Source organism: Streptomyces sp. NBC_00316 (genome assembly GCF_036158715.1).
GTDB lineage: Bacteria > Actinomycetota > Actinomycetes > Streptomycetales > Streptomycetaceae > Streptomyces.
The window spans coordinates 8,622,907-8,645,581 of sequence record NZ_CP108023.1; the positions used below are offsets into that span (position 1 = coordinate 8,622,907).

Annotated in this window: 19 protein-coding genes and 1 pseudogene; 10 read left to right on the forward strand and 10 right to left on the reverse strand. The window is 70.6% G+C overall.

Going from position 1 to position 22,675, the window contains the following annotated elements; translation table 11 throughout:
- The first annotated feature begins 463 nt into the window (after window positions 1-463).
- The 3 genes from msrA to OG878_RS38530 all read left to right on the forward strand — a co-directional run bounded on the left by msrA (window position 464) and on the right by OG878_RS38530 (window position 4,330).
- Entirely contained in the window at window positions 464-976 is a 513-nt protein-coding gene (msrA, locus tag OG878_RS38520; protein ID WP_328884915.1) for a peptide-methionine (S)-S-oxide reductase MsrA, read from the forward strand.
- Window positions 977-2,535: 1,559 nt separating this feature from the next.
- The gene (locus OG878_RS38525) at window positions 2,536-3,003 is read left to right on the forward strand and encodes a MarR family winged helix-turn-helix transcriptional regulator (RefSeq protein ID WP_328884914.1); all 468 of its coding nucleotides are present in this window, start codon (window positions 2,536-2,538) and stop codon (window positions 3,001-3,003) included.
- A gap of 325 nt (window positions 3,004-3,328) precedes the next feature.
- Entirely contained in the window at window positions 3,329-4,330 is a 1,002-nt protein-coding gene (locus OG878_RS38530; protein ID WP_328884913.1) for a helix-turn-helix domain-containing protein, read from the forward strand.
- A gap of 716 nt (window positions 4,331-5,046) precedes the next feature.
- On the opposite strand, the gene OG878_RS38535 is transcribed toward OG878_RS38530, so the two are convergent.
- Window positions 5,047-5,907: an alpha/beta hydrolase gene (locus tag OG878_RS38535; RefSeq protein WP_328884912.1), complete on the reverse strand. Its 861-nt coding sequence runs from the start codon at window positions 5,905-5,907 to the stop codon at window positions 5,047-5,049.
- Window positions 5,908-7,157: 1,250 nt separating this feature from the next.
- A complete protein-coding gene (locus OG878_RS38540) occupies window positions 7,158-7,640 on the reverse strand; it encodes a hypothetical protein (RefSeq protein WP_328884911.1) in 483 nt (160 codons plus the stop codon).
- A 134-nt stretch (window positions 7,641-7,774) separates the two neighbouring features.
- Between OG878_RS38540 and OG878_RS38545 the strand changes: the two genes are divergently transcribed.
- A complete protein-coding gene (locus OG878_RS38545) occupies window positions 7,775-8,038 on the forward strand; it encodes a hypothetical protein (RefSeq protein WP_328884910.1) in 264 nt (87 codons plus the stop codon).
- Between the two features lie 149 nt (window positions 8,039-8,187).
- Here OG878_RS38545 and OG878_RS38550 read toward each other — a convergent pair whose 3' ends face one another.
- Window positions 8,188-9,543 (reverse strand): mycothione reductase, encoded by a 1,356-nt coding sequence (locus OG878_RS38550; protein ID WP_328884909.1) that lies wholly within the window; start codon window positions 9,541-9,543, stop codon window positions 8,188-8,190.
- 671 nt (window positions 9,544-10,214) lie between these two features.
- Here OG878_RS38550 and OG878_RS38555 point away from each other — a divergent pair.
- The 4 genes from OG878_RS38555 (at window position 10,215) to OG878_RS38570 (ending at window position 13,881) form a co-directional block, all read left to right on the forward strand.
- A complete protein-coding gene (locus OG878_RS38555) occupies window positions 10,215-11,573 on the forward strand; it encodes an MFS transporter (protein WP_328884908.1) in 1,359 nt (452 codons plus the stop codon).
- A gap of 45 nt (window positions 11,574-11,618) precedes the next feature.
- Window positions 11,619-12,224: a TetR/AcrR family transcriptional regulator gene (locus OG878_RS38560; protein ID WP_328884907.1), complete on the forward strand. Its 606-nt coding sequence runs from the start codon at window positions 11,619-11,621 to the stop codon at window positions 12,222-12,224.
- Window positions 12,225-12,422: 198 nt separating this feature from the next.
- The gene (locus OG878_RS38565; protein WP_328884906.1) at window positions 12,423-12,875 is read left to right on the forward strand and encodes a MarR family winged helix-turn-helix transcriptional regulator; all 453 of its coding nucleotides are present in this window, start codon (window positions 12,423-12,425) and stop codon (window positions 12,873-12,875) included.
- A 574-nt stretch (window positions 12,876-13,449) separates the two neighbouring features.
- The gene (locus OG878_RS38570; protein ID WP_328891533.1) at window positions 13,450-13,881 is read left to right on the forward strand and encodes a hypothetical protein; all 432 of its coding nucleotides are present in this window, start codon (window positions 13,450-13,452) and stop codon (window positions 13,879-13,881) included.
- A gap of 1,121 nt (window positions 13,882-15,002) precedes the next feature.
- Here the strand turns inward: OG878_RS38570 and tatC are convergent.
- From tatC to OG878_RS38605, 7 genes and pseudogenes are all read right to left on the reverse strand, one after another.
- Window positions 15,003-15,851, reverse strand: a complete 849-nt coding sequence (gene tatC, locus OG878_RS38575) for a twin-arginine translocase subunit TatC (protein WP_328884905.1) — start codon at window positions 15,849-15,851, stop codon at window positions 15,003-15,005.
- A gap of 98 nt (window positions 15,852-15,949) precedes the next feature.
- The gene (tatA, locus tag OG878_RS38580) at window positions 15,950-16,213 is read right to left on the reverse strand and encodes a Sec-independent protein translocase subunit TatA (protein ID WP_328884904.1); all 264 of its coding nucleotides are present in this window, start codon (window positions 16,211-16,213) and stop codon (window positions 15,950-15,952) included.
- Between the two features lie 241 nt (window positions 16,214-16,454).
- On the reverse strand, window positions 16,455-16,838 hold the full coding sequence (locus OG878_RS38585; protein WP_328884903.1) for a Sec-independent protein translocase subunit TatB: 384 nt from the start codon (window positions 16,836-16,838) through the stop codon (window positions 16,455-16,457).
- Between the two features lie 437 nt (window positions 16,839-17,275).
- Window positions 17,276-17,800, reverse strand: coding sequence for an allene oxide cyclase barrel-like domain-containing protein (locus OG878_RS38590; RefSeq protein WP_328884902.1), 525 nt, complete (start codon window positions 17,798-17,800; stop codon window positions 17,276-17,278).
- Between the two features lie 982 nt (window positions 17,801-18,782).
- Entirely contained in the window at window positions 18,783-19,172 is a 390-nt protein-coding gene (locus OG878_RS38595) for an alpha/beta fold hydrolase (RefSeq protein ID WP_328891532.1), read from the reverse strand.
- A gap of 79 nt (window positions 19,173-19,251) precedes the next feature.
- Window positions 19,252-19,983, reverse strand: a pseudogene (locus OG878_RS38600) (alpha/beta fold hydrolase); the annotation flags it as partial.
- A gap of 128 nt (window positions 19,984-20,111) precedes the next feature.
- Window positions 20,112-20,585, reverse strand: a complete 474-nt coding sequence (locus OG878_RS38605) for a VOC family protein (RefSeq protein ID WP_328884901.1) — start codon at window positions 20,583-20,585, stop codon at window positions 20,112-20,114.
- A gap of 484 nt (window positions 20,586-21,069) precedes the next feature.
- Here OG878_RS38605 and OG878_RS38610 point away from each other — a divergent pair, with 484 nt between their 5' ends.
- Window positions 21,070-21,429 (forward strand): hypothetical protein, encoded by a 360-nt coding sequence (locus OG878_RS38610; protein ID WP_328884900.1) that lies wholly within the window; start codon window positions 21,070-21,072, stop codon window positions 21,427-21,429.
- A gap of 563 nt (window positions 21,430-21,992) precedes the next feature.
- Entirely contained in the window at window positions 21,993-22,595 is a 603-nt protein-coding gene (locus tag OG878_RS38615) for a CGNR zinc finger domain-containing protein (RefSeq protein WP_328884899.1), read from the forward strand.
- The last annotated feature ends 80 nt before the right edge of the window (window positions 22,596-22,675 follow it).

A 22,675-nucleotide genomic window follows, 5' to 3' on the forward strand; every position in this document is an offset into this window, starting at 1 on the left:
TGTGCACACTTAAAAGTTGATCCTGGGCCGTTCCGCGTACGACCTCGGGTAGGTGGCGGTGGTCGGCCGGGTCAGGGTGTGCGGCTCGTTTTCGCGCTGTTCCTCCTGGCGCTGCTCGGCCTCGTCGTGTGCTGCGTTCAGGCCGTGCCTGCGGTCACGGGCACCCTGGGCTCGGGGGTGTGGGCATCCCGGGTTTGGGGGTCATGGGCATCTCGGGTGCGGGGTGTGGGGTGTGGGGTGCGTGTTGTGGTTGGGGTCTTTGTGTTGGTGGGTTTGTTGGTGGTGGGGTGTTGGTGGGGGTCGTGGCAGGAGTGCGGGGTGGGTGGCCGGGTGGGTGGGTGGGTGGGTGGGTGGGTGGGTGGGTGGAATTAGTGTGGGGTGTCTGGTCGTTTTCGGGTTGTTGTCCGGTGTGGGTGACGGCTTGTTTGTGTGTTTTCGAGTGTGGGATGAGGGTTGAGTGGGTATGAGTGATTTTCGGCAGAGGGCTTGGCTGGCGGGTGGTTGTTTCTGGGGTATGCAGGATTTGCTGCGGGTGCTTCCGGGTGTTGTGGGTACGCGGGTGGGATACAGCGGTGGTGATGTGCCGCATCCGACGTATCGCAATCATGGAAGCCATGCGGAGTCGATCGAGATCGCGTTTGATCCGGCGGTCACCGACTATCGGACCATTCTGGAGTATTTTTTCCAGATTCATGACCCGACGACGAGGGACCGGCAGGGTAACGATGTCGGTGCCAGTTACCGTTCCGCGATTTTCTATCTCGACGACGAGCAGCGGCGGGTTGCCGAGGACACCATTGCCGATGTCGAGGCATCGGGGCTGTGGCCGGGGAGTGTGGTGACCGAGGTCGTGCCGGCGGGCACGTTCTGGGAGGCTGAGCCGGAGCATCAGGATTACCTGGTCCGCTATCCGGAGGGCTATACCTGTCACTTTCCGCGTCCGAACTGGCGGCTGCCGAAAAGGGCGGGTGCCTGATCCTGCGGGTTCACCGGCCTCGGTGAAGGCCTCACCGCCCGCGAGGCGTTGACGGCACGCGCCCGCACCGGGGAATCTTTGGGTGGCGGGTGCCGGGGAGTTTTTGGGTGGCGGGTGCTGCCTTCCTCGGGTCTGTGCCGCCGCTGTTTCCCGTGCTTTGGGCCGGTGGCGTGTCCGGGTGTCGCCGGCCGGCACCCGCGGTGCATCAACGCACCGGGGGTGCACCGGTTGCCGTGGTCGCGCCCTGCAGTTCCATCTGGGGGTCGACGCCGAGGCTTTCGGTGGGCTGTGGCATCTGCTGTCCGACCATGCGTATGAGGTGGGGGGTGTTGCTGCTGTCGGGCGCGCCGTTGTGCCTCGGTTGTTGCTTCGGCTGAATGCCTGGGGAGGTACCGGGCCTGTCCGCCTGCGCGCCTGTGCGCCTGTCCGCTTGTCCGCTTGTCCGCTTGTTTGGCGGGGGAGGGGGCTGGCTGCCGCGGTGCCCGGGAGAGGGTCCGTAGTGAACACGCCGGGCGGGTCCTGCAACACCCCGCGGTGCGGCGGAGTGTGGGCCGCCGTCACCCTTGAGTGGCGTGTGGGGTGCCGTCACCCCTGGGGGGTGTGTGGGCCGCTGTCACCCTCTGGGTGGTGTGTGGGCCGCTGTCACCCTGGTGTGTGGGCCGCCGTCGCCCTTGAGTGGTGTGTGGGGTGCCGTCACCCCTGGGGGGTGTTGTTCGGTGTCTGCTTGGTGGATCCAGGACGCGAAGGCGCGGATGGCGGTGACGGCGAGGGGCGACGTGCCGGAGCCGTAGGGGCCGGTGAGCAGCATGACGCGGGTCGGAATCGGTTGGGAATGCCGGGGGTGGGTGCTCGGGGTGTGTGCGGGGGTGGTGGGTGGCCCGGTCCGGGTGGGTGTCTTGTTTGGGGGGCTGGCCGTTGTGGTGGCTGCTGCCGTGCACCGGGGTGCGGTACCGCGGCCCGGCCCGGCCCGGCCCGGCCCGTCCTGGCCCGGCCCGTCCTGGCCCGGCCCGTCCTGGCCCGGTCCTGGCCGACGGCCCGTCCGTGTTTTTGCCGCCTCGCCTCCCTGCGGGCGGTGGGCGGCGGGCGTGGGCGGCCCGGCCTTGGTCGGTGTCTTCGGGTGGGGTGTGTTGCTGTCCGTCGTGGTGACGGCCGCCGTGCATCGGCTGTTGTACCGCGTCCTGTACTGAGGTCACAGCGCTGCTCCCGCCCGGGCGTGACGTGGCGGGTATGGCGTCCCGGCGGTCTTGGTCCATCCCGGGCGTGACGTGGCGGGTATGGCGTCCCGGCGGTCTTGGTCCATCCCGGGCGTGACGTGGCGGGTATGGCGCTGTGGTGGTTTTGGTCTGTCTGGGCGTGGCGTGGCGGGTATGGCGCTGTGGTGGTTTTGGTCTGTCCCTGGGTGGGGTGTGGTTGGTGTTGGTTGGTGGTGTTGGGTTTGTGTGGGTCGGGAGCCTCTCGGGAACATCAGGAACTTTGTGTGCAATGTAATTGCGTGCGTTGAAGTTTTGGGGTATGTTACTAGCAATGCGGGAGATCTGTGAGGTGGGAGAGGGGTTGTGATGGGCGGGATCGAGACGGATGGGGTGCGGGCTGATGCCTCTGTGGCCAGTCTGCTTCTTGAGGATCAGATGTGTTTCGCTTTGTATGCGGCGCAGCGTGCGATGACCAACCGCTACCGGCCGTTGCTCGACGAGTTCGATCTGACTTATCCCCAGTATTTGGTGTTGTTGGTGTTGTGGGAGCACCGTGCTGTCCCTATCAAGACTTTGGGTGCGCTTTTGCAGCTCGATTATGGGACGTTGACGCCGTTGTTGAAGCGGATGGAGACGCATGGGTTGATCCGTCGTGAGCGTCAGGTCGAGGATGAGCGTTCGGTGCTGGTCACTCTTACCGAGCAGGGGGCCGGGCTGCGTGAGCGTGCTCGTGCGATTCCTGCCGCGATGGGGGAGGCTGTCGGTTTCAGTCCTCAGCAGTTCGAGGACACCAAGTCGCTCCTGGAGCGTTTGACGGTCAACCTTCGCACCTGACTTCGCACCTGAGCGATCCCGGCTGCCGCCCGTCGGTGATGTGCCGTGCGCGGGTTTCTCGGACGGATCGTCACCCCCTGCCTGTGCCCCTGTCCCTGCTTGTGCCTGTGCCTGTGCCCTTGCCTGTGCTGCTGCCCCTGCTTGTGTCGTTGCCTGTGCTGCTGCCCTTGCTTGTGTCGTTGCCTGTGCTGCTGCCCTTGCTTGTGCCTGTGTCTCTGTCGTTGCTTGTGCCCTTGCTTGTGTTTGGGTGTCTGGCGTGTTGCTCTTCATGTTCAGCCCGTCCTGTCACTCCTGCTTGTCGCTGGTGTGAGCGGAAAGGAACACGATGCTGGAAGCAGCGGGTCTGACCTCGGCCGAGGAGGCTGTGTACAGGCTTTTGGTGATGGTGCCTGCCGCGTCGGCGGACGAGATTGCGCGGCAGTGTGCTCTGGTGCCGGCCGATGTCGGGCAGGCGTTGGCCTCGCTCGAAGCCAAGGGGCTGGCCAGTGCGACGGATCGCAGTCCGCGTAGTTTCGCGGCTGCGCCTCCGGACGTGGCTTTGCTGCCGCATCTGCAGCGGCAGACCGATGCTTTGGACCGTGCCCGGGTGGCGGTCACCGGTCTGGTGGAGACGTACCGGCATACCAGGCGTCGTAGTGATCCTGATCAGCTCATCGAGGTGATCACGGGTGCCGAGGCGTTGCGCCAGAATCTGCGCCGGATCCAGGACGGTGCGCGTCACGAGATGTTGTGGTTCTGCAAGGCGCATTACGTGGCGATGCCTTCGGGCAGTAACCAGGCGGAGTTCGATGCGCTTGACCGGGGGGTGCGCTATCGCGTGGTGTATGAGCGGGCGTTCTTCGATGATCCTGGTGCTGTCGACAATGTGGCGCAGGGTGTACGGGCGGGAGAGACGGCGCGTGCGGTCCCGCATCTTCCTCTGCGGCTGGCCGTTGCCGACCGGACCATCGCCATCTGCCCTCTCGTGCCCGGTGGTCCCGGTGGCAGTTCCGAAGAGCCCACTACCGCTCTGGTCCGTGACAGCAATCTGCTCGAGGCTCTGGTTGCTTTGTTCGAGCGCTACTGGGAGGACGCGGTCCCCCTGCACGTGAACGAGTCCGGAACGGTCAACGGCACCGACGGGGACAGCGGCGGCCACGAGTTGTCGGCGATGGACCGTCAGCTGCTGTCCCTCCTTGTCGCGGGTGTGGCCGACAAGGCCATAGCCAGCCAGATGGGGCTCAGCCGCCGCACCGTGCAGCGACGTATCCAGGCCATGATGGCCAGCGCGGGCGCGACCACACGCATGCAACTGGCGTGGCACGCCGCCCGCCGGAACTGGATGTAGCAGCACCGGCCTTCGGGCACCGGCACACACCCGCGGCCCTCACCCCACCGCTGCTGCTGTGCTGTGTTCCTGAGAGCCCGTTCACCGCTCCTCACCCACAACACGCGTGCCCTTACCGGCGCACCGCACCGCTGCTGCCCCGCCCGGCGCACGGTCACGGCCGTCGTGTCGCATGTGCGTGGGACGGGGTGTTCCGGCCCGCTTGCCCCCGGCCCTCCCGCCCGGCGCGCGGTCACGGCCCTCGTGTCGCATGTGCGTGGGACGGGGTGTTCCGGCCCGCTTGCCCCCGGCCCTCCCGCCCGGCGCACGGTCACGGCCGTCGTGTCGCATGTGCATGGGACTGGGGTGTTTCGGCTGTTCTGCCCGGGCAGTGGGGTGGTCTGGTGCTGGTGGTACGGGCTGAGCTGCCCCGTGACGGGCCGGGGGTGCGGGGGGAGCGGGTGGGGGTGGTGCTGTCTGTCGTGTGTGGTCGGGGTGTGATGGTGCGCGCGAAGACCTCCGTGTGCGGGGGAGAGGGATGTCTCCACCGCACCGGAGGTCTTCGCGGGCGTGCAGGACCGGGCTCTGCCGGTATCGCGTGTGCAGGACCGGGCTCTGCCGGTATCGCGTGTGCAGGACCGGGCTCTGCCGGTATCGCGTGTGCAGGACCGGGCTCTGCCGTGGCATGAGCGCCCCGCTGTGCAACCGGTGCGGCTGCCACGGTTTTTGACGGGTCATCACCGCACGGTGGCGTAGGAGGAGCGCTCGACGAGCCGGGAGGCGGTGTCGGAGTGGGAGACAGCCACGGGGTGGGTGACGGTGACGGGGTGGGACGTCTTGATCTCGACGGTGTGCGAGTGTGCCTGCCTGGCCGTGAAGCGCTGGGCGGCGGCCGGGATGTTCGTGTCGTCAAGGGTGATCAGGTTCCATGACGGGATGTGCTTCCAGGACGTCGCGGCGGCCTTCTGGTCCAGGGCCGGGGCGGCGACGGGACGCTGCGTGGCGGCCGTGAGTGCGGTGGCACGACGGGGGGTGTCGGCGGCGGACCGGTCGTCGAACGTGCCGGCCCCGGTGGACGGGCCGGTGCCCGCCTTGCTGTTCTCCAGGGCGAAGGGGGCCTTGTTCAGGGCCGGACCGAGGGCGTGGCCCGGGAACTTGCCGGCGAGTTCGGTGGTGCTCTCGCTCTTGCCGGGGCAGAACGCGGCGATGTGGACGAGTGCCCTGGCGTTCTTCTTGTGGGCTGTGGCCTGAGCGATGACAGAGCCGCCGTAGGGGTACCCGGCGAGCGCGCCGGGGCCCTTGACGCTGGTGGGGGCGCCGGCCGGGTGGGTGTCGCCGGTGAGGCCGCGCAGCGGGTTCGCGGGTGTGACGACCGGGCGGCCCTCGTGCTGCGAACGCTTGACGGCGCCGTGCCAGCCGGCGGACTCGGAGAAGGCGCCATGGATGAGGACCACGGTCGGCTTGCTGCCGGCACGGCTCGCAGGGGTGGCGGTGGCAGCCACCGCACCGGTCGCGGCTGCCATGACCGCGGCGACACCGGCCACGCCGAACACGGAGGCGTAGACGCGGGGCGAGCGGCGTGCGGACAGTCGGTTCATGGTGGTTCTCCTCGAGCGTGTGGACGGACCGGTCGGGCAGGGGGCCCCGGATGGGCCCCGGCTTTCCGCCTTCCTGAAAAAGGTAGCGAGCATTTACCACGCATACAAGTTAATTGTGAGTTATGCGACGGTGAGCTGACTAATCGTGCACAAGTTGATGAGGTCGGTGAGGACACGGCGGACGGCGGCGGCGGTTCTCGTCGGCCACGGGCCGCTCGTCCTGACACGTATCCCGCCGGTGTCCTGCCCCAGGACGGCGCAGCGCCCCTGGGGTCCAGGGCGTCCCGGGCTCAGGGCGCTGCGGGGTCCTCCTCGTGTGAGCGCCACCGCGGCGCGCCCCGCCGCGCCCGCCGGCATCTGTCGCTGCGGCACCTGCGCTGCTGGCAGGGGCGGGCGTCGGGGCGGCCGTCATCCGTCCCGGCCCACCGGTGCTCGCGGTACTCGGCTCCGGTCCACACCGGCGTGGACGGTCCGTGAGCGTGAGGCGATCGTGATCAGCACGCCGGTCCGGTGGCACCCCTGCCGCGACCCGTCCGGCACTGAAGGGGACGGTGCGCACGGTGTGCCACCTGCCGGGGACGGACCGGCCGCAGCCTTGGTACCGGGCGCGGGTGACACCGGGCGCGGGTGACACCGGGCGGGGCGGCCTCGAGGCGCGCCGGCCCGACGGTGTACCCGGCGATGCTCGGCGTGTGCTGCGACGGATCGTGGCCGGGTCGTCCTCGTGGACGCGGACCGGGCCGGTGCAACGTGAGCGGGATCGTGCGGGCCTTCACCGTGCCGCCCGTCCGCGTGGCGCGCACGCGACCGCCGTTTGGGCGGGAGCACGCAGGGGCGCCGCCGGGGGAGGCGACGGCCATTCTCGCCCGGGAGCATCGGGCGGCGGACCTTCCCTTCCCGCCGTGGGCTCAGGACCCGCAGGGGCGGTCCCCGGACCGGGGGGTGCGGACGGCGCACGCGAGCAGCAGATGGCCCGCCTGATCGGTCCCCTCCTCACAAGAGGAGCTCACCCCCCGGGGTTGACCTGGTGGTGGATGGCCGGGCTCTGGGCGCTGCTGCAGCGCACGCAGTGTCCGCCGTCACGGTCGCGCACGAGTCGGCGGACGACGTCCGTGGGGCCGGTGCGGCGACGCCGAGGGGCCACGCCGGGATTCTTCGCCCTGCTCCCGCGCGCCGGATCGACGGCACCGGGGAGCGGCGGGAGCGAGAACGAGAACATGCATACCGCGACGCTCCCGTTCCGGGGTGCGTCAGGGCCGGACGGTCTCCTCGTGCACGGCGAAGAAGAGGTTCTGCATCGCTTCCCGCGACGCTGTGGCGTTGCCGTGATCGAGCGCGGCGAGAGCCGCGGCCGCCGCCCTGCGCACCGGGTGCGGCAGCGCCTCCTCCGCCGCGACCGCATACGAGCGGGTGCGGCGCGCTTGACGCTCCTGGGGTGTGACGGCGCCCGGACCCGAGACGGGGAACACCGCAGCTTCGTAGGCGGCCGTGTGGGCAAGGACCATGTGCGCGATGCCGTCGGCGTAGCCCCGCAGCGCTGCTTCCTGCCGAGCCTGACGGCCGCGGACCAGGAAGGTGCCCAGCAGGGCGCCGCACCCCGTCGAGACACCCGCGCCGGCAGCGGCGACAGGGCCATCCAGAAGGTAGCCGCCTGCAGCGCCCAGGACTGTCATCAAAGTGACCGCGAACGCCGCGATGAGTATGCGGGCCTGCTGCGGCGTGGGGGTCGTCATGGAGGAAGTGTGTCACCCGAATGGCCGAGAGCGGGCCGCCGGTGCCGGCCGGCCGTCGAGCACCCGGCGGGCCCGCCGGGTGCTCGACGGCTCCCTGCTCCTGGCGGCGGAGTCGGGGCGGGTGGCCGGGCAGGGTGTCGGGGAGTTCCACGGCGCAGCCGACGGGAACGCAGGCCGCGCAGACGCGGGCCGGCGCCCTGCCGGCCGGCCGAGCCGGGGCACCGGCGGCACTCCTCAAGGCCGAGGACGCGGCGGGCCTGGGTGAGGCCACGGCCTCCCTCGGCCTCGGGGAACCGGCCGACGACGAGGACGACCGTGACGGGCCGAAGCCCTCCCGGCCCGCCCTCCCGCACGGCGTGCAGCGGGCACCGGTCGGGGCCGAGCAGCCGCGCACCTGATCCGAGGCGGCGGACGCCCGCAGAGCCGGTCCGGGGCGCTACAGGGCCGGACGCCCACAGGGTCGGTCCGGGGCGCTGCAGGGCCGGACGCCCACAGGGCCGGTCCGGGGCGCTACAGGGCCGGACGCCCACAGGGCCGGTCCGGGGCGCTACAGGGCCAGCAGAGCCTGTTCGACCACTTCGGTCAGGGCCGGGTGGATGTACAGCACGTCCCGGGCGACCTGGTCCACCGTCAGGCCCAGTGTCATCGCCTGGATCAAGGGCTGGATGAGCGTCGAGGCCTGCGGGCCGATGATGTGCGCGCCAAGGACCGTACGGTCGACAGGGTTCGCCAGGACTTTCACGAAGCTGGTGGTGTCCTCCAGCGCCCATCCGTACGCGGCCTCCGCGTAGGGGCGGGTACTGACCAGGTACTCGATCCCGCGACGGCGCGCCTCCTGCTCGGTCAGTCCGACACTTGCGATCTGCGGGCTCGTGAAGACCGCATGCGGCGCAACGGTGTTGGCCAGCGTGCGCAGGTCCTGGGGGTGGAGCAGGTTGTGCTGCACGAGCCGCGACTCGGCATTGGCCATGTGCTTGAGCTGGAAGTGGTTCACCACGTCGCCGAGTGCCCAGACGCCCGGTACCGAGGTGCGGTAGGTGTTGTCGGTCGCAATGTGGCCGTGCTCGTCGAGGTCCAGCCCGCCGGCGGCCGCGTCCAGCCGGTCGGTGTTGGGCCGGCGGCCGACGCACACCAGCAGCGTCGCGGCCCGCACGACATGCTCGCCGTCCGGGCAGGTCACGGTGACCGCGACGCCGTCGGCATGCCGTTCGACGCAGGTGACGGCGGCCTCGAGAAGTACGCGATGTCGCTGCGATACGAGTTCGGTGAACCGCGCCGACACCTGCTCGTCCTCCGCCATCAGCAGGCGCGGCCCCCGCTGCACGATCGTGATATCCGTACCGAACGCGCCGAATACATGACTGAACTCGGCCGCGATGAAACCCCCACCGATGACGACCATGGACGCGGGCACCTCGTCGATCCGCATGATGGTGTCCGAGGTGTGGTACGGCACGGTGTCCAGGCCGGGGATGTCCGGCACCACGGGCCGTGACCCGACCGCGACGACGAACGTGTCGGCGCTGATCCGCTCGGTTCCGGCCTGCAGCACCTTCGGCGCGACGAACCGCCCCTCCTCGGTGTACACGTCGACGCCGTTTTCCCTGCGGTAGTCCAGCGCGCTGTCGTGCAGCGGATCGATCCGGTGGAACACCCGGTCACGGATGGCCCTCCAGTCGACGCGCTCGACGCTCGCATGGACACCGAGCCGCGCTGCCGCCCGCACCCCCTCGACCGCGTCGGCGGTGACGACGAACATCTTGCTCGGAATGCAGCCCCGGTTCAGACACGTGCCACCGAAGCGGTCCGGTTCCACGACAGCGGTACGCAGATGAGCGAATTCGTCGGTGAGCAGCATGTTGCCGCTGCCCATCCCCAGGACCACGAGATCGTAATGCCGCACGCCCGTACACCTTCCGCCGGCGAAATGTTCGGCCCTGCAGCGCATGGCCGCCCCACGAGGCCCCGAACCCGTTTCACCCGGACTTCGGCCCCACGGCCCCTTTCCACACCCATTCCCTCCAGGTACTTATCACGACAAACAGCACATCAGCGGGCAACGCCGATACGGGAGCGCGGCGTCCACACGGACAGGGCGCACCCCGGCCGTGCCCGCACGACGCCGGCACCCGCCGCGCCCGTCCGGCCGCGCGACGGCCCGGCCGCCACCCCGGACGCCCCCTCGGCCGGTGGCGCCGCCCGGGCTCGGAGCGCCGTCGGGCCCATCGCGCGTACGCGGCGCCCCACGGCCGACGCCCGAGCCCGGCGGCCCGCCCGCCGGGCGCCCCGGTGGATGCGACCCCTTCCCCGCCCACCGGCACCTCCCGCGCCCGCGGGAGGGCATGACGGTTCATGGCGTCCCCTGCGCCAGGTGCGCCCCTGTGATGCCCGCCGGGCTCCCCGCCTGCGCCACAGGCTTCCGCCCCCTGCCGCGAACCTGCCCGGGCCGAACAGTCAGACCGATCGGTGGAGCCGCGTGACCTGAGTCATCAACCCCTCACTTGACCGGACTAGACAGGTCTGTCTAATCTCTTCCCTGTACTAGACAGACCTGTCTAACCATGAGAGTGACCCATGAGCCTCACCCCCACTGCGCGCTCCGCCGCCCGTACGAACAACCCCGTACGACGGTCCGCCGCGCCCGCCGCCCACCGGCGACGACGGGACCTGGGACCCATCGCCTCCCTTGCCCTGCTCGCCTCGATCGTCGTGTCGCTGCTGGCCGCATCCAGCGCCCCGACCCCGCTCTACGCGATCTACCAGCAGCGCTGGGGCTTCTCGCCGATCACCACCACCATCGTCTTCGGCGTCTACGCGCTCGCCGTGCTGGTCTCGCTCCTGGTCTTCGGCAAGATCTCCGACCACGTCGGCCGCCGGCCGGTCCTGCTGGCGGCGCTGACCGGACAGGTCGCGGCCATGGTCGTCTTCGCCACCGCCGGCGGGGTGGACGCACTGCTGGCCGCCCGTGTCGTCCAGGGCGTGGGCACCGGCGCCGCGCTCGGCGCGATCGGCGCCGGCATGCTCGACATCGACCCCCGCAGGGGCGGCTTCCTGAACTCCTTCGCGCCCGCGGTGGGCACCGCCGGCGGCGCCCTGGTCTCCGGGCTGATCGTGCAGTACCTGCCCGTGCCCACCCGCCTCGTCTACTTCGTACTGCTCGGCATGTTCGTCCTGCAGGCACTCGGCGTGCTCGCTCTGCGCGAGACGGTGAGCCGCAAGCCGGGCGCGCTGGCCAGCCTGGCCCCCGAGATCAAGCTGCCCAGGGCCGCCCGCACCCCGGTGGCGATCGCCGCCCCCGTCCTGTTCGCGGTGTGGGCACTGGCCGGCTTCTACGGCTCGCTGGGCCCGGCCATCGTCCGGACCCTGGTGCACTCCACCTCCCTCGTGTGGGGCGGGCTGCCGCTGTTCGTGCTCGCCGCTTTTGCGGGCCTGGCCGTCCTGGTGCTGCGCGGGACCTCGACGCGCACGGTGATGCTGATCGGCGCCGGCGCACTGGTTGCCGGTGTGACGATCACCCTGGTGTCCATCGGCTCGGGCACCGGCGGCCCGGCCGCCGCGACCGGGTTCTTCGCGGGCAGCGCGATCGCCGGCTTCGGCTTCGGCAGCGGGTTCCAGGGCGGCATCCGGATGGTGATGCCGCAGACGCGACCGCACGAGCGGGCCGGTGTGCTGTCCCTGCTGTACGTGGTGTCCTACCTGGGCCTGGGCGTCCCCGCGGTGATCGGCGGCGTCCTGGTCGTGCACGGAGGCGGGCTGCTGCAGACCGCCCGGGAGTACGGCATCGCCGTCATCGTGCTGACGGTCGCCGCGCTGGCCGGGCTGCTCCTCAGCGGCCGCCGCGCGGAACCGGTGGCAGTGCTCCGGCCGGAAGCCGCCGACGAGACGGCACCCGCACCGCAGAGCGCACAGGTGCCGCAGACCGTCTCCGGCTGAAGACCAAGGCTAGAATAGACTGATCTGTCTGAAAGGGTGATCGTCATGGTGACCAGGACCGCAACGAAGCCGTCCGCACGGGAGCGCCTGCTCGAGGCCGCCAACGAGCTCTTCTACAGCGAAGGCGTGCAGACCGTCGGCATCGACCGCATCATCGAGCACGCCGGCGTCGCCAAGGCATCCCTCTACAACACCTTCGGGAACAAGGAGAGCCTGGTCTGCGCCTACCTGGAATCCCGCAAGACGCGCATCCAGGACCGGATCCTGCGGACCCTGACCCGCTTCAGGACCCCCCGCGAACGCCTGCTCGGCGTCTTCGACGCACAGGGCGAGCTTTTCACCACCCCCCGGTACAACGGCTGCGCGTTCGTGCGGGCCACCGCCGAAGCACCCGACGACAGCTCGATCAGCCGCGCGGCCGACGACTACCGGACCTGGGTACGCGGCCTGTTCACCGAACTGGCCACCGAGGCCGGGTACGCCGACCCCGAAGGGCTCGCCCGCCGGCTGCACCTGCTCTACGACGGCGCCGCACTTTCCGCACGGATGGACCGCGACCCCTCGGCCTCCACCACCGCCCGCGCCGCCGCGGCCGTCCTGCTCGACGCGGCGCCGCTCACGGAACCCGCGGCCACCGCCCCGGGAAACTGACGGCCCACGACGACCGCTCCCGCCCCGGCCGCCGCCGGCCGGACGCCCCGGCCCGCGCGCGAGCCGCGGACGGGACGCGCACATCCCGCCGGCCGCCCGCCGACACGGCCCGGTGCTCCCGCGGCTTCAGGGCGCCGGCCCGGCTTCCATGTGCGAGCACATGCTCTTATCCTGGGAGGGGAAGCTTTGGAGGAGACGATGACCCCTGCGCCGACGAACCCCGACGATGCGTGCAACAACCTGACCCTGCGCAAGGCGGCCCGGTATCTCGGCGCGACGTACGACAAGGCGCTGGCCCCGGTCGGTCTTCGTGCGACGCAGTTCAGCATCCTGCAGAAGCTGGGTGCGCACGGAGAAACGACGATCACCGGCCTCGCCGACATGATCGCCATGGACCGTACGACGCTGGCCTCGAACCTCAAGCCGCTCGCGCGGGAGGGCCTGGTGACCGTCGAGCCGTCGGCGGCCGACCGCCGGGCACGGATCGTCACGATCACGCCGGACGGCCTCTCCCGGGTGAAGGCGGCACTGCCGCTGTGGAAAGCCGTGCAGGACCGGTTCGAGGGGAGCTTCGGAGCCGACAAGGCGGCCCGGCTGCGCGCATCACTGAGAGCCGTCCTCGACACCGGCTTCGATCCCTGGGCCGAGTAGGGCGCGACGGTTCCGGCGCTGCCGGCGGGCCGCCCCCGCACGCCCGGACGCCGCCGGCATCCCGTGCACCCGCCGGCCGCGGCGGACTTCGGCCCTCGTGACGCGGCCGCCGCCCCGGCCCGGGCGCAGGGGCGGGGAGGCGGCCGAGGGCGTCGGCGGGATCGATGCGGACCAACCGGGCCGGGCGCCGGCGTGCGGGGAGTGCGGACGGCGGCGGCCGGCATGTCGTGCTCGGGCAGCACGGATGGGCATGCCCGGCGAGACCGCCTCGCCCCGGCCGGCGAACTGTTCCCGCGCACTGGTCACGGCCGCCACGGCGAGGAGACCCCGGCCGTACCGGCGTTCTTGGCTCTGCGTCGGGCGGGGGCCGGCGCCGTCCTTGCCGTCCCGCAAATGCGAGCATATACTCCTAGTGGGTGGTGCATATCCACCCACGCTCCGGGAGGGTCCCTGCTCCCGGCCCCCTACCGGCGCCGGCAGCAGCTTCAGGGCCGCACGTCGCGCACATCCTCCACGCGCCACACCCGCGTGTGATCACATCCGGATGCATCAGTCACCGGAAGGAGACCGACCGATGGTTGCCGGCACCCCTGTTCCTGTCCGCCGGCGCCGGCGCCGGTGGCACGGGCCGCACCCGGTGTTCCGTGCGGACGTACCGCTGGACCGCGCGTTCGACGACGTCGAACACGTGACGGGCGTACCTGCCCGGTCGGTCGAGACGTTCGTCGCCGCGCGCAAGGACTTACCTCTGGGCCGACTTGCACCGTGCGGGCCGTATCGGCCCGCCACCGACCAGGAACCATCACGGATCTCTCAAGGAGACGATGCAATGCAATCTGTGCAGGAGAGCCCCGACCCTGCCGAAACGGCGCGCCGCGCCCGGTTCGGCAGCCTGCCGAAGCGAATCCGCCCCGAGGAGATGGTCGAAGAACGGGCGGCCACGGTGCCGGACCCGGCGAAGAACACCTACAGCCCCGACGAGTGGCTCGTTCGCTACTGCCTGTGACCCACATCGGCCCGACAACGAAGGACTCCCATGCGCATACCCAAACCCCTCATGGCAGTGTCAGTGGCCATGCTCTCGGCCGCCGTTGCCGTGGGCTGCTTCGTCCAGGTCTTCTGACGCCCCCGGTGCCGATCGCTCGCGCCCCGGCGACGGGCACCGTGACGACCGCCCGCCGGCTCGCCCCCTGAGCCGGCGGGCGGACGGCCGACGGGGCACCGGAGCGGCTGCCGGGTCCGCCTGACCGAGACTGCGGCACCGTCCGGTTCGAGGCGGCCGGCCGGGTGATCACCGCGATCGCCCCGTCCAGGACGTCGACATCACCGAACGGATCCACGACGACCTCGTCGACGCCCACCCGGCCCCGGCCGGACACCTCGCCGCCCGCATCACCCGGCGAGGACCGAGTGCGCCCGCCGGACGAGGCATCACCCTGCCGGGCACGGCGGCGCCCGACCGCAGCCGTCAGGCCAACAGCGGTCGCGGCTCGACAAGTCCGCCTCGCCGTGGACGCGTCGCCGACCGGATGGGGACGACGACCGCCGCTTTCACCGCCGCCTCGCGCCGGGGAGACCCCCCTGACGCCCCTGGTCTGCGCCCGCCCACACACCCGATGGCACGGGCACAGGATCCGGCAGGCAGCGGCAGGCAGCGGCAGGCAGCGGGCAGGCAGCCCGGTGGGGCCGAGCGGCTCGTGGTTCAGCCACTCGGCCCCACCGGGCAAACGCATGCCCGGACGCCCGGGCGGTGTCGGCCAGCGAAGCGGACGGGACGCGGCGGCAGCACGGTACGGCGCCAGGAACGCGGTCAGCGCCGTCAGCATCTCCTTGGGGGCCTCCTCGGCGACCCAGTGACCGCAGCCGGGAATGACCAGGCTCTGCACGTTGTCCGCGGCGAGCTTCATCGTGCTCGCACCGAACCCCTTCGCCCTGCGCGTGGGAGCGGCGACAGCCAGGCAGCGCCGCCGACGAAGGCGCGTCGGGACAACCCGTGCCGGGCCCCGCGCGGCAACGGCTTCGGGCCGGGGCCGGACGGGACCGACCCCGCTTGGAGGCTGCTCGTATGTGGGGTGCGGCAAGGGCGCCCCCTCGCGACAGCCGCATACTCATCCGGTCACCTGGCCGTCACGGCCGGCTGGTGGTGACACGGTCGGGCGGTTCGACGGGGGCCGGAGTCAGGTCCACGGGGGATGCTTCGGTGTCCTGCGGGTTCTTGTCCGGCCCGGCCCCGCCGGTGCGCTCTCGGCGGCGGTCGTTGCACCAGGAGATCGCGCATGCCGCCAGGTACAGCAGGCTGATGGGGGTGGCGAGCAGCAGCATGCTGAGCGGGTCCGTGCTGGGAGTGGTGACCGCGGCGAAGACGGCGATACCCATGAGCATGCCGCGCCACCAGCCGATCATCCGGCGCGCGGTGATCAGGCCGCCGAGGTTCAGCAGCACGAGGAGGACCGGGAGTTCGAAGGAGAGACCGAAGACGACGACCATGCGGGTGGCCAGGTCGAGGAAGTCGTCGACGGGCAGGAGGTTGGTGGCGTTGTCCGGGGTGAAGGAGATCAGCACCCGTGTCGTGGTCGGCAGACTCCAGTACGCCACGGCGGCGCCCGACAGGAACAGGGGGATACCTGCCCCGAGAAAGACCAGCGTGTACTTCTTCTCGTTGCGGTGCAGTCCTGGCGCGACGAAAGCCCACAGCTGATACAGCCACACCGGGCTCGCGGCGACGATTCCCGCGGTGGCCGATACTTTCAGCGCGAGGGTGAACGGGGAGAGCAGGCCGTTGAGGGCGATCACGCCGCAGTGCCCCGCGTCGCTCCGGCCGGCCGGCCGGCCCGGGGCGCAGCCGGGCAGCGGATCGATGAGGAACCCGATCAGCTGCTTGTAGAACAGGGCTGCCACGACCGTGACGAGCAGGATCGCTCCGACGGCCTTGACCAGACGGTTTCGCAGCTCGCGAAGATGCTCTCCAAGGGGCATCTGCGCAGCGTCATGCGGTGTACGGGTGGGCATGGGCGGTCCCGGTCCCTTCCTGTGCAGCACCGGCCGCACACCTGTCGGTCAGTGGTTCGGGCGCTTCAGCGCCGGTGAGGGATGTCTGCCTCGGCCGTTTCGGGGGCCGTGTGCCGGCCGGCGGGCACGGGCTGAAGGGCGGCGACGGCGTCCACGCCGGCCGGGGGTTCGCCCGCGTCGTCCTTCTGCATGGCCTTGGTCTCGCTCTTGAGGATCCGCAGCGACTGCCCGAAGGAGCGGGCCATATCGGGGAGCCGCTTGGCGCCGAAGAGCAGCAGGACGACGACGAGGATGAGGATGATCTCGGGTGCTCCGAGCCTTCCGAACATGGGCGTTTCCTTTCCGAGGGACTGCGGCACGGGAGCGGTGCTCCGGTGCGGTCGGCCTGGCTGCCCGCGGATGCGGGAGCCCTGCCCTGTGTGCGGATCGGTGGGTGGACTCACCGGGCCGACGGCGACCGCGGCGAACGGTGGGTGGGCCGCCGGCACGGCGGCGCGCAAAGGCCGGTGTCACGGGGGTGTTCCTGCCGCGGCCGCAAGGGGCCCACCGGTCCCCGGCGCCGGTGATTCCTCAAGGCCGGTGGCCGGCGGCCGTGGACTTCGAGCCGGGTCCGGCGGACTTTCCGGGGTGCTTTAAGGCCTGCGCCGCGGCACCGGCGGGCGGTTCCTCCTCGAGGTCGAAGCCCGTGGTCAGCCCGGTCAGGTCCAGGCTCTCGGCACTCAGCAGGTTCTTGGCCACGAAGGCCTTCGGGTTGAGGTCCTCAAGCGTCAGATCCCCCAGCTCAGGGGGGAGTTCGTTGAGAATGCCCGCCTGAGCGCTCTGGGAGAGCTCGCGGATCCTGCGCAGGGTCCGCGCGGTGTCGGACACCATCTTGGGGAGCTTGTCGGGCCCGACCAGAATGACGGCCAGCACAATGAGTGTGACAACTTCGAGCGGGCCGATGTCGGAGAACATCTACGACTCCCGTCTGGGGTGGTGAAGGCTCCGTCGCCTCCCGGGCAGGAGGGGAAGCAGGGTGGGCCGGCTGCACGGACCCGGCAGCCGCCCCGCAGGGGGACGGCCGCACAACGGTGTGAGGACGTCTAGGCCTACCGCCCCGGGGCGAGCGTCCTCCGGCCGTGCTTTCGCCCGGCTCTACCCATGGCACCGATCGCCGCATCCACATGACGAAGAGTCTCCCGGCCTGTGGAAAGTCGGTGGTCAAGCCTCTGATCGGCGGTCAGTCAGTGCCTCCGGGCCCGGTGACACCACCCCGGATCATGGTTGACAGGGGGAAGTCATGCCGGGCCCGAAGGCCGGGAGCCCCATTGCGGAGCCACCGAAGACGGTAATGAGGGGCGACCTCCGGTTGCGGTGCCAATCGTTGGCTCGGCAGCCGGGGCGGTGGGTGGTCAGCGGTTCAGGTGGACGGTGAAGTGCCGTTCGGTGTCTCCGGCGGGGACGGTGCGGACGAAGCCCCGGGCGTTGTGGTAGTCGCCTGATCCGCCGGTGATGGCGACGTCGACGTAGGAGGGGGCGGGCAGATGGAGGAGTGCCTGTGCGGCAATCTGTCCTTCGGGCAGAGAGAAGGTGCCCAGGCACTGGAGCGCGGCCGGGTCGACGTGGGTGTAGGTGCAGACGACGCTGTGATCGCCGGCCTTCTTGCCGTCGCGGTAGAGGTCTTCGTGGATGACGCGCTGGTCACCCGGGCTGATTCCCGCCCGGCCCAGGTCGAGGTCTTCGAGGGAGGTCTGTTTGCCGGTCAGCTCGAAGGTCTCCATGTGGTGTCCGGCGGCGTGCGCACTGATGGAGGCGGGCGAGGCAGGTGTGGCGGCCGACACCGTCGGGGCGGTGGCTGCGCCGGCGGCGAGGGCTGTGGCGATACCGGCCGCTGCGGTGAGGTATCGCACCTTGTTGAGCTTCAGCGTGTTCGGCAATTTTCTCTCCGTTTCGTGATGGGTCGATCCGTTGGCGGCACAAAGGTGCAGGACCCGGTCCGGATGCACGGGCCGGCCCTTTCGAGCCGAGTCCCTGTCGGGTTGGTGATCGGGCACTCGCACCATTACTTCGTCACCTGCTTGTGAGGTGATGAGGGTGATTCGTGGAAGTGCCCTGGGTGCCGGGTCTGGCAACGTCTGCGCAAATCCCGCAAACAGGCACAATACGAGCATAAGCTCCTATTGTGATGACAGCAAGGGGGTTCGGGTCACACTGAGCCCATTCCAACCTCGGGCCGACGCCGTCCGGCGCCTTGTCCGGGGTAGCTGGTAGACCCTGTCCATGACGTTCCTGGCGTTGGTCGAGGTGATGCGGGCGGATGGCATGTCGGCCGGACGGCGCTGACGGAGGCGATCTGCGCGCGGTGGACAGAGATCGAGATCGACTCGAGTCACCCCAGCGAAGTGCAAAGCCTCCTCTGGGAGTTCGAGACGGCGCATGGTCCGGCTGAGGCGTATCTGCACCAGGACGGCACCTGCCTGTACAGGGACGTCCGGCAAGAAGACGCTGTCCGGTTGGCGACGCGTTCCGCGAGCCGGCCCCGGCAAGGCAGACCTTGACTTGGTGTTCTGCGATGAGGGCTACACCTTCGACGTACAGCTGCGTGCCGGCGCCACCGAGGCCGAACTGACCGATCTGGTGAATGCCGCTGCCTGACTGCGCCCGGCCGCCGTTGGGCCGCTCGCCGCCCGTCCCGGGCCCGGTGACCCCCCCGGATCATGGTTGGTTGACAGGGGAGTCATGCCGGGCCCGAAGGCCGGGAGCCCCATTGCGGGGCCAACGAAGACGGTAATGCGGGCGAGCGTGGCGATGGAGTGGCGACGGCCCCGGTCCTGCCCGCCGGGACACCGGCGGGCAGGACCGGGGCCTGAGATCAGCACAGGAGACGGGCAAGCCATCGAGCTCTTCGGTGAAGAGCCGTTACCACCCCGGTCGAGCCCCATCCCGCTCTCGTCGAGGGCCTGCCCGGACGCCCGGACGCCCGGGCGGTGTCGGCCGGCGCAGCGGGCGGGACGCGGCGGCAGCGCGGTACGGGGCCAGGAACGCGGTCAGCGCCGTCAGCATCTCCTTGGGAGCCTGCTCGGCGACCCAGTGGGCGGCGCCGGGGATGACCACGCTCTGCACGGATTGTGCGAGGTCCTTCATCGCCTTCCCGACGCCCGCGCCCCAGCTGTCCGCTCCGCCGATCGCCAGGACCGGCATCGCAAGCTTCGTCCCCGCGCGCTCGGCGTTCTGCGCAAGGGTGGCGTCCCACGCACGATAGAGCCCGAAACTGCCGTGCAGGGACTCGGGGTTGGAGAAGAGGCGCACGTAGTAGTCGATCGCCCTTTGGGGCAGCTCGCCGCCCTGAATGGCGAACTCGTAGCCGAAGAAGATCTCTTCCCGTCCGCTGACGAGCTGCTCGGTCAGCTGGTGGTCGACCCGGTTGAAGGGGATGTGCCAGAGCCTGTTGTTGTGCGCCTCGTCGATGAACAGCGGCGGCGAGGCCTCCAGCGTCGGGGGACCGGGGACCGGGGACCTCGGCGAGGGCCACGCGTTCCACCCGGTCCGGGTGGTCCGCGGCCAGCGCGTAGCCGATCAGCATTCCGGTGTCGTGGCCGGCCACGGCGAACCGCTGGTGGCCGAGCGCGTCCATGAGCGCGATCAGGTCATTGGCGAAGGTGCGGGTGTCGTACCCGTCGTGGGGCTTGTCGGTCAGTCCGATGCCACGCTGGTCGACGGCGATGACCGTGTGGTTGCGGGCCAGTTCCGGCATCACCATGCGCCACGCGTACCGGTTCTGCGGCCAGCCGTGCACCAGCAGCAGCGGCGGACCTTCGCCTCCGGTGACCACGTGCTGGCGCAGTCCGCCGGCGTGGACGAACCGGCTGGTGAACGTCTTGGCGAACCCGGCAGGCAGCCCCGGAGCCGTGGCGAGCGAACCGAACCCCTTCGGCCTGCGCACGGCGGGGGAGGCAAGGGCGGACGGCGCACCCACCAGCGAGAGGCCGGCCGCCGCAGCAGCAGAAGCAGCCGCACCACCGACGAAGACGCGTCGGGACAACCCCCGCCGGGCACCGTGTGACACCGGCTCCGAGCCGGGGCCTTCCTGCGCGGGCGGCTCCATGGGAGACATGGTCATGAGAATTCACCATGTTGCTCGAGCATCAGGGCACAGCCAGGACACCCGACAATCAAGAGCATATGCTCGTATTTGGCGGTGCTTTGATGCTCGCCCGGCATCGGATCCGCCGGACGGCTGACGAGATGTCAGCGGCCGGGGAACCGCTGCGTGATCTCCTGGAGCACCCAGCCGTTGCCGTCCGGGTCGCTGAAGTCGGCGAAGGAGCCGTAGGAGGCGCGGTCGGGGTGCGGGCCGGCAAGCCGGCCTTGGCCCTCGACCCGGTGGGTGACCTCTCCGGCCTCGTGGCCGTGGTAGAGCAGTCCTGCGGCGTCGTGGAAGACCTCGCTCACCTCGATGCCGCGACCGACGAGCTCCGCGCGGGCCTCCTCGATGTCGGAGACGGCGAGGTACAGACCCTGGGCCGAGCCGGGTGCGGCGGAGGTGATCCCCGTGCCGAACATGATCGAGCACGCGGAGCCGGGCGGCGTGAAGTGCACCGCGCGCCAGTTCTCGCCGGCGGCCTTGTCGAGGTCCAGACGGAAGCCGGCCGCCTCGTAGAAGGCCTTGGCCCGATCGACGTCGGAGACGGGCAGCACGATGACTTCGAGCTTCAGATCCATGTGAGGGTCTCTCTTTTCTGAGTCGGTGAATCTCGCGCCCGCGAGTCACCGGTTCGATGGGTGTCCGAGGCCGGCAGGGCGATACCTGCCGCCCATCGGCTCGGTGAGGCAATCCGGATGATGCTGATCATTCAGATGTGAGGAAGCCGCGCCGGGATCTGCGCCCCGCGTCGCGCGGCGGTCCTTGTGGCCGGTCCCTTCGAAGCCACGGTGATGCGCCTGTGCCGTCGGCCGGCGCAGGCGGCGCCGACCGTGAAGCACTTGTCCACGGATCGGCTCCCGAGCGGACTCGGTCCGGTCGTCGAGGCTCTTGAGCCGTGCTTTCAGAGCGCCGAAGCGGCGGGCCGTCGGCGACCGCCACCGTGAGAAGAAGTGCCCGCTCGGTACGGGAGAAGGGCTCGGGCGAGGATCCGCCGAGGCCTCTCCGTACGGCCCGGTGCGTTCTTCATGGTTATGACCATAAGCGGTTAGCTCGCAACATGCAATGTCTTCTTTCGTGCCCGGTGCGAAGAAGGCATCGCATGGTGCGAGCAGCGGGGCAGCCCCCGTCAGGCACAAGAAGCACGGCGCGACCGCCCAGGTCCCCGCCGGTCCGCCGGGAGGCCCGTGGTGGGCCCGGCCCGCGCCGCCCGGCGCGGTGCACACCATCCGCGCCGCCCGCGCCCACGGCGCCACCGGCGCCCTGGCACGGCCGGGCCTGGGCACGCCGCCGGCCGACCTGGGCTGTCAAGGCGCCGGTGCCACCATGCGCGCTCCCCGCCACGGCCACGGCCACGGCCACGGGAACGGGCCACCCACAGGCCGGCGGGCCGCCGGCATCTGCGCGGGAGCCTTCGGGTTCTGAGCGCGGCCATGGCCCGCTTCGCCGGGCGCACGGATCGTGGCGTGGGACATCACCGCCCTGCCACGCGCCGGGACGGCGGCCGGCCGGGCCGTCACCGCACCGGGACATCCGCTGCCGTGCCCGCCGGTGACCTCCCCCTTCGGCCTGGCCACCCGCACCGGCGCACCGTGTCGCCCCGACCGTCGCGACGGGCGGGACGACCGCCTGCGCCGCCCTCGCGGCCGTGCGCACGCCGGGGCGCGCCGCCCCTGATCGGGACCGTCCTGCCGCGCACCCCGACGAAAACGGCGCCCCGGCCGCCCGGGCGGCGCCCCGGCCGGTTCGCAGCAGCACTGCGCCACGATCACCCGCACCATCACCGGGGCGTCCCCGCAGGCTCCGCGCCACTGCGTCACCCCCCGGTGCGGCGGCGCGGCACCGCCGGGTCACCCGGCGAACATCCCCGGGTTCCGCTCCGTGTCCGGGGGAGGGGCACCTCGCCTCACGGGAAGAAAATTGCCACCGTAACGGTTTCAGGCCTAACGCCGGATGGTTTAGCCTTCCTTCGATCAAGGAGGCCGACGATGCTCTCGCGCGAGACCGAGCGCAGCCCGCTGACCCAGCCGCCGGAGGCTGATGTCGTCCTGCAATTCGTCAACACCCACCCCGCGGGCCCCCACCGGCTGCCGGAGCACTTCAAGAGCGCCCAGGACATGCACGCATGGCTGCTGGAAAACGCCATGGGCTCGCAGGCCACACGCGTCACGGAGGCCGACGCGGCCCGCGCACGCGAACTGCGCGACGCCTTGATCACCGTGCTGCTCGCTCATTCCGGCGACAAGGACATCACGCCCGAGGTGCTCGCCCAGGCGGAGGGACGCCTGCGCCGTATCGCGTCCCGGTATCCGCTGGTCACGGTCGTCACCGCCTCGGGGGCCTCGCTGGCGACCACGCGGACCGGTGTCCCCGGGCTGTTCGCCACCGTACTGGCGAGCGCGACCGAACTCGCCCAGGCGGGCGTGTGGGACAGGGTGCGGGCGTGCCGGAACCAGCCGTGCCACTTCTGCTTTTTCGACCGGACGCGGAACAGCTCCTCCGTCTACTGCGGTCCGAAATGCGGCTCGCAGGCGTCCATGCGCGCCTACCGGCAGAGGAGGAAGGAGCTGACTGCCGCACCGCCGACCTGACGGCGCCGCGGGGGAGAGGCCCGCTGCCTCGGGGGATGCGGTGACCGTCGGCGCCCGCCCGTGTACGCGGCAGGGACCGC